Origin of the sequence: Maribacter sp. HTCC2170, from assembly GCF_000153165.2 — a bacterium.
Lineage (GTDB): Bacteria > Bacteroidota > Bacteroidia > Flavobacteriales > Flavobacteriaceae > Maribacter_A.
Genome location: NC_014472.1, coordinates 1328085 through 1344972, shown reverse-complemented (window position 1 = coordinate 1344972; position 16888 = coordinate 1328085). Strand labels below are relative to the sequence as shown.

The window sequence follows — 16888 nt, the reverse complement described above, 5'->3', positions numbered from 1 at the left end:
AGTAGTTTAGGCTTATTCAGTATTACTCTCTTTTCTCTGATTTACATAATTGTTAAACGCCTTTTCGCCTTCTTCTTGCCAGAACTGATCGTAGTATTTCCAGTTTGAAAAATCTTTTTTTGAGGAAGTTTTATCTTTGGATTTACATTTGTTTTTGAATTTTTTATCCCTTTTCTTAGAACTATGGTCTCCAAATCCACCAAAAAATATTTTAGCTAGAACCAGTATTCCAAGGGCTTGCCAATAACCCAAAGTTGTAAGCCCAAATACCTCGGGCATTAGCCAGTTCCATAGGCGCATCGTTATGTATCCAAACAGCAAAATCAAACCAATTACTATTATTCCCCCAATTAGCACTTTGAAAAATCCTTTGAAGAATCTTTCTGCGTTTCCTTTAATTCTATGTTCAATATATTCTGACATACTATTTTTATTTTAGTTAATATTTCTTTTTGTGTTTAATTCATTATACAATATGGCAATTGCCCTATGACGTCTAGACATTAATGTGCCTATGGGAATTCCGGTTTCAAATGAAACCTCTCTATAGGTAAAACCTTCAAAATCTATGGCAAGGATTACGTTCTTATAAAGCGGTTTTAGATTTATAATGGCAGTTTTCAATTCACTTTTCAAAGAATCTGAATAGTTGTTGTCCGATGCTCCATATAGGAGCTCTGTGAATTCAATCAATTTTGACTCTAATTCTTTTACAATCTCAACACGTTCCCTTTTAGTACGTAAAATGTCTATTATTTTATTTTTTAAGGAGTTATAGACAAAGCCGGCAATATTATTTATCGGTGAAGTACTATCGGCCCTAGCAAATAGTTTAAGTGCTACTTCTTGAACTATATCCTCAGCATCCCTATCTGCGGCATTATCGATTTTGGAACGGGCATATGCCTTTAATGAATGATATTCCTCATTAAAGAAGGTGTTAAGGTTATTATAGTTGTCCGTTTTTTCACTCATTCCAATGCTCTTAAAAGCAATGCTTCAATCTTAAAGACGCAGCTTTTCAAAACTATTGCATTTTTTGGCAATTTTATTTTTGCAGAATAATATTTCTAATGCAAATTTGATAAAAGAGTTTTGTCAAAATGGACGTATTTTTGGCAAAAACAAGGGTAATGCATTCAATTGATTTTTATAGAACTGAGTTTATTTCCTATTTGGAAAAAAACGCCAAAACCAGAGAGCCACTTAATCTATATAAACCGATGTCTTATATTTTGGGATTAGGTGGGAAAAGATTGCGCCCGGTACTCACCTTGATGACCACTGAAGTTTTTGGTAAAGATCATATAAATGCCATGGATGCTGCCTTGGCTATCGAAATATTCCATAATTTCTCATTAGTACATGATGATATTATGGATGATGCCCCTTTACGCAGGGGAAAGCCGACAGTTCACGAGAAATGGGACTTAAATACTGGCATTTTATCAGGGGATGCCATGTTGATTAGGGCCTACCAATTGTTTGAAAACTACGAGAGTGATACATTTAGGGAATTGGCCCAACTATTTAGTAAAACTGCCTTGGAAGTCTGTGAGGGTCAACAATACGATATTGATTTTGAGACTCGTGAGGATGTTACAGTACCCGAGTATTTAAAGATGATTGAATATAAGACTGCTGTTTTGGTGGCTGCGGCAATGAAAATGGGAGGAATAATTGCAAACGCTTCTTCGACTGATCAAGATTGCATTTATGATTTTGGAAAGAATTTAGGGTTGGCATTTCAGTTACAAGACGATTATCTAGATGCTTTTGGAGACCCAAAAACGTTTGGAAAACAAGTTGGAGGAGATATTATTGAAAACAAAAAAACAGTATTGTATTTGGCTGCGTTGGAAAATGGAGATGAAGAACAAAAAAATGAACTTCTGGACCTCTATTCCATTCAACCAAAAGATCCAAGCGAAAAAGTTGAGGCCATAAAGGAAATGTTTCACTCGACTGGTGCTGTTAAGCACACAAAAAGCCAAATTGAATTCTACACCAAGAAGGCCTTTGGGAAGCTTAATAGTTTGGATATATCGAATGAAAAAAAAGAGCTTTTAAGAGGTTTTGGTGAGAGTTTGATGCAGAGGGAAGTTTAGTATTTTTTTCTTTTTATTGCTTCCTTTTTTTATAATGTTTAGAGATGAGTTATATTTAATTAGTGAGGAATAACAGCTTATTACTTAACATCTTTCTTTCGATACTAATAGTATTGATGGTTTTTATTGTCTATAACTGTAAGAACCCTGTAGAAGAGTCAGATTATTTTAATCCCTCGGAAGTAGCAACTCATTTTAGCGGGAAACATTTTGTGGGCTCAGATACCTGTATAGAATGCCATTCAGAAATTTATAGCACTCATTTAGAAACTGCTCATTTTAATACTTCTGCAATTGCTGATACCAGTAATGTCTTAGGAAGTTTTAAGACTGGGTCAAACTTATTGGACCTCAAAGACGTTTCTTTTGAGATGAAAATAAAAGAAGACAGTTTATTTCAGCATACGAAAATCAAAAATAGGAGTTTAGCTACTTTTCCTTCCAAATTTGATATTGTAATTGGTTCTGGAGTAAAAGGGCAGTCATACCTGACTTGGGATAACAACGAGCTCTACCAATTACATGTTTCTTACTACACACCTACCGATGATTGGGTTAACAGTCCTAGTTTTCCAACATATCATTATACAAGACCAATAGGAGATGCGTGTTTAAAATGTCATATGACCTTTGCAAACAATAATAATTCTAAAAAACATAATACATATAATAGGGAAAAGATGGTTTATGGTATTGATTGTGAACGATGTCATAGACCTAGTAAAAAACATGTCGTCTATCATAGAGCCAATCCAGAGGCAAAAGAAGCAAAATATATGCTTAAAATAAAGGACTTATCAAGACAACAGCGTTTAGATGCATGTGCACAATGTCACTCTGGTTTACGAAGAGAATTAATTAAGGGAACACCATTTTCTTTTCTTACAGGTGAAAATTTAAACGAATATTCCCGTAATTATGAAACTAAGGTTTCAAACGATAAGTTAGACGTGCACGGTAATCAATATGGATTATTGACAAGTAGTGAATGCTTTAAACAATCCGAAAACATGGATTGCACTACGTGTCACGACCCCCATAAAAATCAAAGAAATAATTCTGCCTATTTTAATTCTAAATGCATTAGTTGTCATAATATGAATAGCACATTATGCTCTGAACAAGAAGAGGAGAATCTCAAAATGAACAACAACTGTATTGCATGTCATATGCCTACAAAAGCCTCCAAGGCGATGATGGTTCAGTTGAATAAAGATAGTTTGGAGACTTCCTTTTATGTTCGAACACATTTGATAGGTAAATATTCAGAAGATCAATTAAAGTAATGAACCTACTTCTATAAGTTTAGTAGGTAGCTGCCGATGTCTGCGATTTCCTGCTCCTTAAGGTTTAAAGTTAAAGCATCGGGCATAATACTAACTCCCATCTTTTGGCTACTTTCAATATCTGCTTTTAGGAGTACAGTTTTATTTCCAGCCATATCTTTAATAATAGTAGTTTCTCCTTCTGAAAGTAGGAAACCGTAAAATGTCTGACCGCTTTTAGTTTTGACCATTATAGATTCATAGCCAAAAACGATAGCCGCACTTGGGTTTATGATGGCTTCAATAAGTCCAGTCATATCAAGCTTTTCACCTATAGAGGTTAAGACAGGCCCTATATCATTCCCAACATCGCCAATTTTATGACAAGAAGCACATTTTGAGATAAAGAGTTTTTCACCTTTATGAACATCACCAATTAGCGAATTAATATTTTTTAATGATATTTTCTTTTTGTCTTTTTTTCTGAAGTATGAGCTGGCCAATGTTCTGATTTCCAACTCAGGGTTGTTATGAATTGTGCTGGAAATACCGTTTAAAACTTCTTTGGACAAACTCTCATTGGAGGCTAGGCCAATAAGTAACCTGGCTCCTATTAAACTTCTTGCCATTTCCTTGCCTACTTCTATCCGTTCTTGGATAGATAACCCTCGACTGAGTATTTTATCCTGAAGCAATGCAATATCTTCTGGAATCACCAGAGTTTTACTATTATTATCAAGGTTTTTCCAGTCCCAATGGGCGAACCATTCATTATTTTCTCTAAAACTAACCCACCACTTAGCTAGTTCACCAATATTGTTGTCTTCTTCGTTTTTTTGAATATCAAGCATGGCAGCAACTGCTTCTGTGTCTGGAATAAAGGCAATTGCATCAACAGCAAGTACTCTCAAACTATCAACTAGTTTTTTGGACATAGCCATCTCCTTCAAAGCAGAGATTGAAGATTTTGGGTGTATTCTCCATACAATATTTGCTATGTTTGTGGGCCAGACCAAAGGGTCTTTATACTGCTTTAATATGTTCTTATAGGCAATATCTTCTTTGCCTTCCAAAGCCATACCTAGAGCTTCAAGATACCAACGATCAGTGCCATTATATTTTTTAATTAGCTTATTAATTAGCACTTTGCTTTTAATCCAAGGGACACCCCTTAAGGATATGGCAACTTCCCTTCTTACTGCCGGAGAGGGGTCATCAACGGCTATTCTGGCATATTGTAGTAAATTGGTTTTGAATTGTTTAAGTGCCCTATACGCGGTAACCCTTAAGCGGGGGTTAGGGTCATTTTTTAATATTTTTTCTACTGTTTTCTTACCTTTTTCACCGAATTGGGGCAAAAGCCATATTGCTCTTGCTTTATGATATGGATTTGAACTTTCCAATATTTTTATTACCTCTTCGAATGCAGAATCTCCATTTTTCAACAATTTTTCAAATCCTAAATTTCTAACGTTTATTGCCGGATTTAAAAGTGCCGAAATCTGCCCTTCTGTAGTATTTATATCAATATCAGGAATACTTAAATTATTGTTCTTAGGGGTTATTCTATAAATTCTTCCATAACCAAGACTGTCCATCATCTGATGTCCTCCAACAACCGGATCATACCAATCTGCAATATAAATTGCGCCATCAGTTCCTACTGCTACATCACTAGGTCTAAACAATTTGCGCTTGTCACCATCTACCTCGTTCCAGATATACCCCTCTGTAGATTCTTGCATTGAGGTAATCAAATCCTGTCTTTTAAGTTTAAACCCTGATTCGTCCATACTCGGTTGGTATGCAAATATTACATTTCTACCAGCATCTGCGCTCATAAGGGCACCTCTATATGTTGAGCCAAAAGCATCTCCTTCGTAAACGACAACACCAGTTGGTGATCCTGCACCTGTATTATCTCCTGCGGGTAAAATTCCTGGGTCATCTTGATGCCAGTGTGCGGTAAATGTATCTTGCCCTGGTCTGCGGTCTGCCTGCCAGGTTCTTGAGCCATCCGGGCTAAAATAACCTGCATTCCCACCTTCCATTAACCAAGTGGTCCTACATGTTTCTACCTGATCATCATTGTCATTTTGCCACATGTTACCAAAAGAGTCCAAGGCCAATTCATAGGCATTACGGAAATTATGCCCTACAACTTCCAACCCATTTCCATCATTTTTTATTCGTAATGCTAATCCACCTACCCAGATATGCCCATCATCACTTACTTGAGCAGGGGTGTTAGCGTCATTATAAGGAGTTCCTCCCGTATAAACACTTCCTGACCGAAGCTGCCATCCTGACTTGTCGGTAACCATGTGGGGTCCGGCGTTTCCAGTGTTGAAATACCATTTTCCATCGGGACCTGCAATAACGGAATGAAGGCTATGATCATGGTCGAATCCACCAAACCCAGTAAGAAAAATTTCCTTTTTGTCAGGAACGTCATCACCATTTTCATCTGTATAAACAATTAGATTTGGCGCGCAAGAAACCACTACTTTGTTACCTATGACTGCTATACCCATGGGAGCTACTAGGTCTTTATCTTGAACGAATACCTTTGAGGAATCACTTACACCATCCCCATCGGTGTCTTCCAAAATCATTATTCTATCACCTTTTTCAAAACTGAGGCGTTTGTCGGAAGCATTATTAAATTCACGGTAGTTTACAGCTTCAGTAACCCAAATTCTACCTTTTATGTCTACATCTATATTTGTTGGATTGTATAGGTCTGGGGATTCAGCCCATAGTGTTACCTGCCACTCTTCAGGAAGTATAAAACCGTTACTATCGCCAGTCTTGAAATCCAATTGGGGCGTTTCAAAAGAAGCCGTCCTGGAATCTTTACATGAAAGTAGAATTGAACACAACATCCAAACAAATAATATGTGGACGATTTTTGTATTACCAATATGTTTTTTTTGTAGTACCATAAGTTTTAATACAGCCTAGCAATAATTTGATAAGACGACCCTAATTAGAGTCTCCTTTTATTAATCCTTCGCGGTAAAGGAAATTAAACCTGAAGGCGGCACCTCGAATGTATGGGTGCCTTGGGTAATCTGAATGGTATCTTCACTTGTTATCTCTCCAAGGCAGTTTTTGATAACATAATCAAAATTTCTTTCGACTCCAGTAGCAGCTATTATCAATCGTGTTGATCTTTTTGCATTCAATACATCAATATGGGTGAATTTCTCTTGATTTATTTCAACAACTTGATCATTGAATACGGTAGTTATTTTTTTGTCTTTGTTCCAACCTTCCAATACAGGGTAATTGGTTAATGGACTTATTGCATGGAACTCGCCATCTAATAGTACCGCACTATTATTTAGCCAGTAAGAAGTATAGTGTTTGATCATTTTAGAATGATCTTCAGGAATATCCTCTAATCGTACAGAAATTTGAGGCACAGAATACATCACATTTAACATTTGTAGTGCAGCCACCTCAACAGGTTCATCATAATGCCACATCAACATATCAGAATGTACTGCAGTATTACCACTTAAAAATCTAAGGTCCGAAGTCCTTATTCTATTCACGGATGCAAGGTTGGGGCAATCAGTTGCCCTGAACATATTGCCATATTTTCTCATGGCCGGTCCTACGTAAGGTTGCCTAAACTCAATCATAATGTCTGGTTTAATCTCTTGCAATGATTTCATTAAATCTGTCATCAGTACATCTGTAGCTTCATTTACTGAAGCATAATCACGGCCATTCTCCTTAGTTAATTCGGTATCATTACCGGCATTAAATCGACCAATAAAGTCCAATTTGAATCCATCAAGGTCCCATGCTTCTGTAGCGTCAATATAGGTCTGAATGATGAATTGCCTAACTTCTGGATATCTTGGGTCTAGAACATAGGTGCCTTGCCCATCCCAATATCTTAGAAATTTACCTTTCATTTTTTCATAGGCTTTCGATTTTTCACCTACAAACGGAACACCATACCAAAGCATGAATTTCATGTCCAAATCATGTACGGCAGCTACAAATTCTTTCATTTCGGGTATACGCTCTGGTTCCCAATCCCCAGTATATGCATAGCCTCGACTGCTATCGAGAGTTTGCCACCCATCATCTACAATAATGGATTCAAAGCCCATTTTCTTGGCCAATCTACACTCAGCAAGCAGATTTTTCATCGTAACATTCTGATGGTAGCTATACCAGCTGGAATAAACAGGTTTTCGTGCAACTTCAGGCACTTGTGACGGCGTATAGAGCTCAAAAGAAGCCCACCAGTCGGCTACTTGATTCAATGCTTTGGAATACAATTGAGATCTAGTGTCAAAGCGCACTTTAACCTCATATGTTTTAAGGGATCTATATTTTTCTGAGAAAAAGGTCACCTTGTTATAGACCAATCCATCTTCTTCCATAATTCCTGAGCTCAGGATAGTCGTATTGAGGGCTTCAGAAGCGGAAAATGTAAGTCGATTGGAGTCATCATGACCAAATAATGTAATTACAGGAGCTTGTTTCGCCAACATTGATTTAACAGCCGATGGCCCCCAACTTGGGCCAATTGTTTTATCATTAAAACTTCCCGTACTCCAATACCCTGCAATGTCGCTTGATGGCAATGCCCAATTCAATGAAAATTCTGGTGGTGGTGCACCTTCAGTATGATTTAAGGTAATGGTTACTATTTCTAGTCCTTGAGTTATTTTTTCAATTTCAAGTGTCGTATCAAATTCACCGAAATCCCCTTTAAGTTGAATCTTGTGACCTGCTAATTCAAAATCTTGTTCATTTTGTTGCGCGAAAGCAATTCCTTGGCCAACTAAAGAGAAAACAATTAGCAATGTGTTTATACAATTTTTCATATTTGAATCTTGTTATAAGACGATTTACGAATATAAAGTATTCGCGATTCAGTAGTCTAGAGATACTTATGATTTTAGTTTATCTCTATAAGCTGCAGTTGGGCGTTATTTTTAGCGACCATTAAGTGGTTTTTGCCATTTTTTGTGAGCAGCTCCATGTCCCGCACATCTCCAACTATCTTCAAACCTGTGTCAAGCATGGTTTGTGCAGTGAAATTCCCGGCTCCATCTCCCTGTAGAAATAGCCCGAAACTTGAATCATTTCTTGGCGTTTCCACTTCTGAATTATAAAGGTTACCTGCTAATACAACATCTAGATTTCCATCTGAATCAAAGTCTTTCACCACGAATTTATTTATACTTGAAAATTGTGCCAATTGGGGAAGCGGTTTAGCTGTGAAAGCTCCATTATTATTTTCAAGATAGATGCTAGCAAAAGAGGTTATCTCGTAACTTAATGCTTCATCAAGTAATTTGCTCGTATAAATCTGGTTCAATGATGCACTGGCAAACGAATTATAATCTTTGAATTTATGTTTAATCGCTGGCATTTGTTGCGAAGAACATTGTCGGCCACGAACAGGAAGTTCAATATCACCTTTTTTGTAGGCCAAAACAATATCTACTTGGTCATTACTATCAAAATCATTCAAATAAATTTTAAAGGGCCTGTCGGCGCTAGCTTGGTATTTGTAGTTTTTCCCCAAATTCCCAACAATAAGATCTAAATCGCCATCGTTATCAAAATCACCTTTTTGGATATCGAACCACCAACCGGATAAAGGATCACTTAATAATTCATTGGATACATCTTTGAATGATCCGCCATTATTTTTGAAAAATTTTACTGGCATCCATTCTCCAACCAGAACAAGGTCTTCCCATCCGTCATTATCAAAATCAACCCAACTAGAGGCGGTTACTAGCCCCAGGGACTTTAATTCTGGTAATACCTTTTCTGTTACTTCCACAAATCTTGGTCCAGAGGCATCACTTACGTTTTCTAAAATTCGTGAATCCGCTGGATAAGGGTATTTTTTGGGGATCAAGCGCCCTCCTACAAACAAATCCAGGTCTCCATCATGGTCAAAATCTGATGCACTCACATCCAATCCACTTATTTTTGTATCTGGAAGTGTATCATCATTCCTGCGAAAATTATTATCGCCCAAATTTTCATAAAAACGATCTTCATACCCAGGAGAACCAGCTTCAAACTCATTACCGCCCGAGGCAATATAAAAATCGTTGTCGCCATCATTGTCAGCATCGAATATTAAAATACCTAAATCCTCATAATATTTATCATCTACCAAATCAGCAATGGGCAAAACAGAAAATTCACCCTTATCATCTTGAATAAAAACTGTGGCAGATTTACCAATTGAACTGCCAATGATATAATCATCCAATCCATCATTGTTTAAATCTCCTGTTGCCAGGGCAGGACCCAAGGTGGTATTTTTATGTGGAAGCAAAATCTCGACATCAAAATCATTAAAAGGATTCTCTTCGTGAACAGTTAATTCTGGAGCATCAACGGTGTTAAAGAGTTTAGGAATGTCTTTAGATTTATCAGAGCTACGGGCAAAGGCCTTGGAATCATCATAATTAATGGTCAACCTTTGATTTGCTTTTACATTATCCATCTTGGTTATTGATCCATTTGGCCAGGTAACCAAGACACTGTCAATTTTGTTAGTAGACCCCAATCCAAAGTGGAGTAGAGGTGTTACCGAGGACATGTAGCCGCGCACAACATTATGCTCTTGTACCTGTATTCCGTCTGGAGTATAGAGAGCAACCTTGCTTTCATTGGGTAAAACCTTGCCATCCCCATTTAAATTAATCGTTAGCTGGTTTGTATCAGAACTATTGTTTCGATAAATACTGGAAGTGTCCTCTAAATTATTAATGACCAAATCAAGATCACCATCATTATCCAAGTCTGAATAGGCAACACCATTTGAAAAAGTTTTTTCTTCAAAGCCCCAGTCTTTTGTTCTTTTGGTAAAGGTAAGATCATGATCGTTTTGAAACATATAGTTGCTCAAACGTTCGGAAGGCAATTCATTTAAATAGTTCAAGAGACCTACTTCTTCCTCCTTGTTTTCGTAGTCAGGGGAGTTTTCCAATTTGTCGAAGAATGCTCTGTATTTGCCATAAAAATCTTTATTGTTAACATCACGTCTAATACCATTAGTAACAAAGAGGTCTTTCCATCCATCGTTATCGAAATCGGCAAGTAAGCCACCCCAACTCCAATCAGTGGATGAAACACCGGCCAAGCGTGAAACGTTACTGAATACAGGAAGCTCACCATTAGAATTGCCGCGATTCAATTGAAGTGAGTTTTGCATGTATTGATGATGCAGCCCTATATTTACAGATTGATAAAAGGCATCAGGATTCATTGATGACATATTGGCCTTTGAGCGAAAATGATCTGCTGCTGACATATCCAATTGAAAAATGTCCATATGCCCATCATTGTTAAAATCAGCAATCTCAGCACCCATTCCAAAGAATGAGGTTTGCTGTAGGCTAGTGTCTATCTGATTTGTAAAAGTGCCGTCTTGATTATTGATATATAAGAAGTCAGGGGCATTGAAATCATTTGAAACAAAAATATCGGTGTACCCATCATTATTCACATCAGCTGCAACTACACCAAGACTTAATCCAAAATTACTCAGTCCGGCATCAATAGTTACATCGGTAAAATGTCCATTATCATTACGGAAAAGGCGGTCAGATTCACTTAATTCATGGTTTTCTAGTTTATGTGCATAATATGGAACTGGAGCAATAAAACTAGTTGGAGGATAGTTTATTACATATAGATCTAAATCCCCATCTTTATCATAATCGAAAAATGTTGATTGAATACTATTCCCATCACAGTCAATCCCATATTCCGAAGCTTTTTCAGTAAAAGTATTGTCTTGATTGTTGATATATAGCAAATTATTGTGTGGGGGAAATTTCCCATTGACGGAACAATAGATGTCCAAGTAACCATCTCGGTTTATATCTACAAATGTGGTTCCCGTAAACCAGCGTTCATCACCTAAAATCCCTGCATTTTCTGAAATATCTTCAAATTCCATGTTGCCCTTATTAAGGTAAAGTTTGTTAGGCACCATGTTCCCACTAAAAAAGATATCTTCTAAACCATCATTGTTAATGTCACCTACGGAAACCCCTCCACCCAAATACATATATGGATTTGTAAAATAATTGTGTTTATGGGTTTCGTTTAATTCATTTTTAAAATCAACACCCGTTTCTAGGGCATCTAGTTTCGTAAATAAGGTGTCGTGTTTTTTTTCGCATGAAGACACCAACATTAGAAAAACAATGAAGAACAATGCATTTTTCATCTTTGTAGAATATAATTATGGTAATATAAAAATAAGAATAACCCCGTATTTATCATACGAGGTCATCCTACTAATTTGCTAATATTTGGAATAATTAACTAGTAACCTGGATTTTGTATTAAAGATGGATCTTTATCGATTTCAGATTGCGCTATTGGCAAGAAATATACTTTATCCAACCATTGTCTGTTTTCAAAAACAATATTCGTTGGAGTATATGTATAATCCCATGCCGCAGGATCGCGTCTATATTCAGTTACAGGACCTGTTTGTGTAGCTTGTATCAAGACTGTCTGTACTTGCTTGTCCAAAGAATAAGGACCTTCAAGCCAGCGTTTCATGTCAAAGAGTCTGGCATCTTCATTCACCAATTCCTTGTCACGCTCTCTTCTATACAATTCCTTAAGTGCATCTCCTGTTGCCGTAACACCTGGCAAGCCATTTCTGTACCTTAGTTTATTCAACCATAAAATGGCTTCAGCTTCATCGCCCAATTCAATCTGAGCCTCAACATAATTCAATAGAATCTCTGAATGCCTTAGATATGGTGAATCTATCTTTTGCAAATCGTTAGGCCAAGAGGCAGGTTGGTTTGGATCAGAGAATTTCCTGAAATAATAACCAGTCCTTGAACCGTTCCAATCTTCAATAGGACCCTGACGTGTGTCCACACCATTTTTAATTGGTGATCCGTTGAACTCTGTACCATCTGTAAAGGTATAGAAACCAGTCTGTATCTCATTGAAATTATCATGAGTGACTACATCACTTGTTCTATCTTTCCATGGTGCGCCATCGTAAAGAATAGTTGAATAAAAACGAGCTTCACGATCAGCATAAGGATCTGCTGAATGTGCAGGGTTACCCCAATCGAACTCAGTACCATCTGACATTGTGTATTTTGATACCAACGCTTCGGTAGGAGTTGTACCAGCCCATTCATGATACCCATTAGGTCCTTGGTTCAATGCGAACATTCCAGGCCCTTGCGACCATCCGTCACCACCTTCATAAGTTCTTGAATCAAAACCAAACTCTTCGACCAAACGACCCCAGATGAAATCTACATTATCATCACCTTGGATCCACATATCGTCATAGTTTTGTTTGGCTTCTTCCTGAGAGGCAGGAGCCGCATAATCCAATTTATAGCCAGGGTGCTCATCCAATAGTGCTTTTGAGGCCGCTGCTGCCGCCGTCCATCTAGCATCTTGAGTACCACTGGTATATTGAATCAAATCTTTATTGCCATAACCAGAAATAGTGGATACAGAAGCAGATTTTGTTGCGTCGTATAAATCACTGGCCGCATGTGTCAATATTCTTGATTTCATTGCGAGGGCAGTAAGCTTGTGAGCCCTTGCAGGACTAACAGGAGCACCATCCAATAGCGTAATTGCTTGATTCAAATCTGAAACAATCAGATTTACGGTAGCTTCCCATGAAGACCTTGGATTATTTGCCTCGCTATCTAGAGCCAATGGTTCGGTCAATAAAATCAACCCACCATATTGTCTCGCCAAATTAGTGTAAAAATGTGCCCTCATAAAATAGGCTTCACCTAATAGTTGATCAACAAAACCCTGATCAAAACCAGCTTCATTCGCTGTAAGGTTGGCAATTGCAAGGTTAGCACCACGAATAAAGGAGTACAATGCTCCCCAGTTGTCTAACCAGTCACGTCCTAAATAATTGCCCGCAGCCGTCATTTTTCCTTCAGTATACCCGTCTACACCACGACCAGGGTGGGTAAAAACAGCATTATCAGTATACGCATCAGAAGTTTCCTCTTCTGTAAGGGTTCCTGCCCAAGTACCTTGATACAAATCAAGTACTGCAGCTTCAGCCAAATTTTGATCGGCCCACACTGCATCTTCAGCAATTTCATTTAGCGGGGTCGTGTCTAAAAAGTCCTCGTTACATCCTATCGCCATAAAAACGAACAGGATCAACGCTGTAGATTTTAAAATACTCTTTCTCATTTTCATAGTTTTTAAAAAGTTATTTGAAGTCCAAGATTAAATGTTTTTAATGATGGATAAGCACTACCATCAGTTTGTCTACCGCCACTTACTCCAATCTGGGATCCACCTTGGTTAATACCATTGTTGTTAAGTGTCCCATTGTCAATATCTAAAGTTTCAGGATCGAATGGGAAATCAGTAATGGTTAAAAGGTTGGTACCTGATGCTGAAACTCGTATGCTTTTAGCTCCAATTTTACTGGCAAGATCATCATCTAAGCTATAACCCAATTCCAAATTCTTTAAACGAATATAATCTCTTGTAAGTAGGTATCCATCAGTTTGTCCTGAATACCATTGGTCACCTCTATCTGCCAATCTTGGTAAAGGGGCGTCAATATTATCCAAAGACCAAGCTCTGTCTCTAACATCACGCTGAACGTTAGCCAAGGTACCTGACATAAAGGACCACTCATAGTTGATATAACCACCGGCACCACCAGCCCAATACATACTAAAATCGAAATTCTTATAGTCTAAGGATGTGTTAATACCATACTGTGTATCTGCAAATGCACTACCTCCTGTACGACGCTTATCTGCATCGGTAATTCTACCATCACCGTCAAAATCAACTACTCGCGCATCACCTGGTTTTAAAACCGGGGCAACCTCGCTATAATCCAATGTTTCTGAATCGATCTCAGCCTGTGTACGGAAAACGCCATCAAAATCGTAAAGAAGTGGTCTTCCTATTTCCCCTCCGGTTTGTCTTTGCCATGGACGATCGGCCAAAGTTGGTTCGTCAAAGAAGAGCAATTTATTATTCGAGTCACTAAAGTTAACAGTTACACTATAGTTAAGTCCGTATGATGTAGTATTATTATAGCCAATGGAAATATCAAATCCTTTGTTCTCAAACTCACCAATATTTACGTTTGGCGGAGTAATACCACTATAGTCAGGTAAAGTTAAATTTGGTCTGGTTAAAATATCCTCTCTTTTATTGATGAAATAATCAAAACCAAGGGATAGTTTATTATCGAGCGCTTTAAGGTCAAACCCAATATTCGTTGAAGTTGCCGTTTCCCATGTAACGTCTGGGTTGGCTACTTTGTTCTCATTAGCCGTAGTTACAATACTCTCGAGACTTGTAAATGACAATGCATATGAAGCGTTGAATTGATATGGATCAACGTTGTCGTTACCCATTTGCCCCCATGAACCTCTAAGTTTAAAGTAATCTAACCAAGGGATGCTTTCTTTGAAGAAATCTTCTTCCGACACTACCCAACCAGCTGACATTCCTGGGAAGAATCCAAATCGAGTATCTTTAGGGAAAAGGTCTGAGCCATCATATCTAAATAACAATTCCAATAAGTATTTACTTTGAAAGGCGTAATTAATACGACCATAATAGTTTAAACGAGCACGCTCAAATGCGCTACCTTGACTAAATTGTCCTTCAGTACCACCAAAATCCAATTGGGCAAGGTCACTGGATAAGAAAAACCGCTTAAAAGCCCTAGTGAAACTCTGCTCATTTTGTTCTTTGGTTACCCCTCCTAAAATTTTCAAATAGTGATCGCCAAACTCTTTTTCATAAGAGGCGTTAAGGGTTGCCGTAAAGTCGGTACGATCAGTAAGGTCTTCAGTCAAACTTGGATCTCCAGGACCACGTTGCGCTTCTGTTAAACCAGAAGAGTCTCTGTTAACTCCATCCCAGGTATACAAAGTCCAAGGCCTGTTCCATAGTGAACGTTTATAGCTGAATCTGTCAAAAGATACATTACCTCTTAATTGTAAACCTTCAATTCCAGGAACTTTTAAGGTAAGACCAATATTACTTTGTGTATATGTACGGCTATTATCGTTATAACCAGGCCCTTCGGTAACTCTAACCGCTGGGTTGTTCCCGTTTTCGATATCAGGTCCAAATTCTCCAGTGGGCCAATAGGCAGGAAACCAAGGGTATTGTCTTATTAAATCACCAATTACGTTTTGTCTTGTCGCTGTACGATTATCTTCTTGTCTACCGTACAAACCAACATCCATTTTCAAGTATTCATTGATGTTCGCATCAAGATTCAATCGTAAATCGAACATTTCAAATCCTTTTGGAGCACCTACAAAATTGATTTCTTGTGTAAAGTGACCTAATGAGGCTAAATAATTGATATCCTCTGTACCACCAGAAATTTGGATGTTTTGACGAGCTATAGGCGCATTTCTGCGATGTAGTTCATCAAACCAATCCGTATCAGGATACTGCCATGGGTCATCACCCGCCTCAGTATTAGCAATTCTCTCATTACCAAAAGTTGGATTAACAACCTCACCATTATCTGCACGTGTATAAGGTGCGCCACGACCAGCATGTGCGGCATCCCACTCTGATGTAGGAAGCTTGTATACATTAAGTACGTTTACGAGGTCCATGTATTCTGCACCTGTTAACATCTCTGGAAGTTCGGTAAAACTTTGCCATCCGTAGTTTGAAGTAAGCTTAACCGTTGGAGCTCCTTTTTTACCACGTTTTGTGGTAATTAAGATTACACCGTTCGCAGCTCGCGCACCGTAGATAGCAGCTGAAGCATCTTTTAAAACCGAGATACTTTCAATATCAGCTGGATTAATTCTATTGATTCCTCCCGCTCTATTAGGAATACCATCAACTACAATTAGTGCTGATGAATTTCTAAAGGTGTTCGTACCACGAACCCTAATGGCGGAATTGTCTGATCCAGGTTGATTACTACCAGTATCGACAAATACACCCGCTACCTTACCAGAAAGCGCCGAAGCAAGGTTAGGGGAGGATGATTTTTCCAATTGTTCACCAGAAGCAGTTGCAACAGAACCAGTCAATGTTCCTTTTTTCTGGGTACCATAACCAACAACAACAACTTCATCCAGACTGGCAACATCTTCTTGCATCGCCACACTTAAGCTGGATTGGTTGTTAACGGCCATTTCTACAGGAGTAAATCCTATATAACTAAACCGTAGGCTACTATTGCCATCAACTGTAATTACATAGTTTCCGTCAAAATCTGTTACCGCTCCTTTGGTAGCATCATTAACATCAACTATTGATACCCCTGGTAGGGGTTGTCCATCTGATGCTGCAGTTACAGTACCAGAAACTTGAATTTCCTGGGCCTGGACTGCTGAAATCAGTAATCCACTAAAAAATAAAATCGTAGTTAAGAATGCACATTTTCGCAATATGCCATTCTTTCTAAATTTTGATTCGTAATTCATAAACTTAGGTTCTTAGGTTGTTAGTTATTTCTGTTTTATAGGTACCTTGGTT

The 16888-nt window shown here is 38.0% G+C and carries 9 protein-coding genes; 2 read left to right on the top strand and 7 right to left on the bottom strand.

Going from position 1 to position 16888, the window contains the following annotated elements:
• Window positions 1–12: 12 nt before the first annotated feature.
• The gene (locus FB2170_RS06000) at window positions 13–423 is read right to left on the bottom strand and encodes a hypothetical protein (protein ID WP_013305636.1); all 411 of its coding nucleotides are present in this window, start codon (window positions 421–423) and stop codon (window positions 13–15) included.
• A gap of 12 nt (window positions 424–435) precedes the next feature.
• Window positions 436–975, bottom strand: a complete 540-nt coding sequence (locus tag FB2170_RS05995; RefSeq protein ID WP_013305635.1) for an RNA polymerase sigma factor — start codon at window positions 973–975, stop codon at window positions 436–438.
• Between the two features lie 158 nt (window positions 976–1133).
• Between FB2170_RS05995 and FB2170_RS05990 the strand changes: the two genes are divergently transcribed.
• Window positions 1134–2108, top strand: coding sequence for a polyprenyl synthetase family protein (locus FB2170_RS05990; protein ID WP_041633079.1), 975 nt, complete (start codon window positions 1134–1136; stop codon window positions 2106–2108).
• A 116-nt stretch (window positions 2109–2224) separates the two neighbouring features.
• Window positions 2225–3394: a multiheme c-type cytochrome gene (locus FB2170_RS05985; RefSeq protein ID WP_013305633.1), complete on the top strand. Its 1170-nt coding sequence runs from the start codon at window positions 2225–2227 to the stop codon at window positions 3392–3394.
• 11 nt (window positions 3395–3405) lie between these two features.
• On the opposite strand, the gene FB2170_RS05980 is transcribed toward FB2170_RS05985, so the two are convergent.
• From FB2170_RS05980 to FB2170_RS05960, 5 genes are all read right to left on the bottom strand, one after another.
• Window positions 3406–6318, bottom strand: coding sequence for a PVC-type heme-binding CxxCH protein (locus FB2170_RS05980; protein WP_013305632.1), 2913 nt, complete (start codon window positions 6316–6318; stop codon window positions 3406–3408).
• A 60-nt stretch (window positions 6319–6378) separates the two neighbouring features.
• Window positions 6379–8226: a glycoside hydrolase family 36 protein gene (locus FB2170_RS05975; protein WP_013305631.1), complete on the bottom strand. Its 1848-nt coding sequence runs from the start codon at window positions 8224–8226 to the stop codon at window positions 6379–6381.
• A gap of 74 nt (window positions 8227–8300) precedes the next feature.
• Entirely contained in the window at window positions 8301–11609 is a 3309-nt protein-coding gene (locus tag FB2170_RS05970) for a VCBS repeat-containing protein (RefSeq protein WP_013305630.1), read from the bottom strand.
• A gap of 98 nt (window positions 11610–11707) precedes the next feature.
• Complete coding sequence (locus FB2170_RS05965; RefSeq protein ID WP_041633078.1) at window positions 11708–13591, bottom strand: RagB/SusD family nutrient uptake outer membrane protein; 1884 nt, start codon at window positions 13589–13591, stop codon at window positions 11708–11710.
• Between the two features lie 11 nt (window positions 13592–13602).
• Window positions 13603–16836, bottom strand: coding sequence for a SusC/RagA family TonB-linked outer membrane protein (locus tag FB2170_RS05960; protein WP_013305628.1), 3234 nt, complete (start codon window positions 16834–16836; stop codon window positions 13603–13605).
• Between the last annotated feature and the right edge of the window lie 52 nt (window positions 16837–16888).

What these genes read in the sequence shown, in the direction of transcription:
- FB2170_RS06000 (WP_013305636.1), bottom strand. Translation starts at nt 423, where the DNA reads ATGTCAGAATATATTGAACATAGAATTAAAGGAAACGCAGAAAGATTC.
- FB2170_RS05995 (WP_013305635.1), bottom strand. Translation starts at nt 975, where the DNA reads ATGAGTGAAAAAACGGACAACTATAATAACCTTAACACCTTCTTTAAT.
- FB2170_RS05990 (WP_041633079.1), top strand. Translation starts at nt 1,134, where the DNA reads ATGCATTCAATTGATTTTTATAGAACTGAGTTTATTTCCTATTTGGAA.
- FB2170_RS05985 (WP_013305633.1), top strand. Translation starts at nt 2,225, where the DNA reads ATGGTTTTTATTGTCTATAACTGTAAGAACCCTGTAGAAGAGTCAGAT.
- FB2170_RS05980 (WP_013305632.1), bottom strand. Translation starts at nt 6,318, where the DNA reads ATGGTACTACAAAAAAAACATATTGGTAATACAAAAATCGTCCACATA.
- FB2170_RS05975 (WP_013305631.1), bottom strand. Translation starts at nt 8,226, where the DNA reads ATGAAAAATTGTATAAACACATTGCTAATTGTTTTCTCTTTAGTTGGC.
- FB2170_RS05970 (WP_013305630.1), bottom strand. Translation starts at nt 11,609, where the DNA reads ATGAAAAATGCATTGTTCTTCATTGTTTTTCTAATGTTGGTGTCTTCA.
- FB2170_RS05965 (WP_041633078.1), bottom strand. Translation starts at nt 13,591, where the DNA reads ATGAGAAAGAGTATTTTAAAATCTACAGCGTTGATCCTGTTCGTTTTT.
- FB2170_RS05960 (WP_013305628.1), bottom strand. Translation starts at nt 16,836, where the DNA reads ATGAATTACGAATCAAAATTTAGAAAGAATGGCATATTGCGAAAATGT.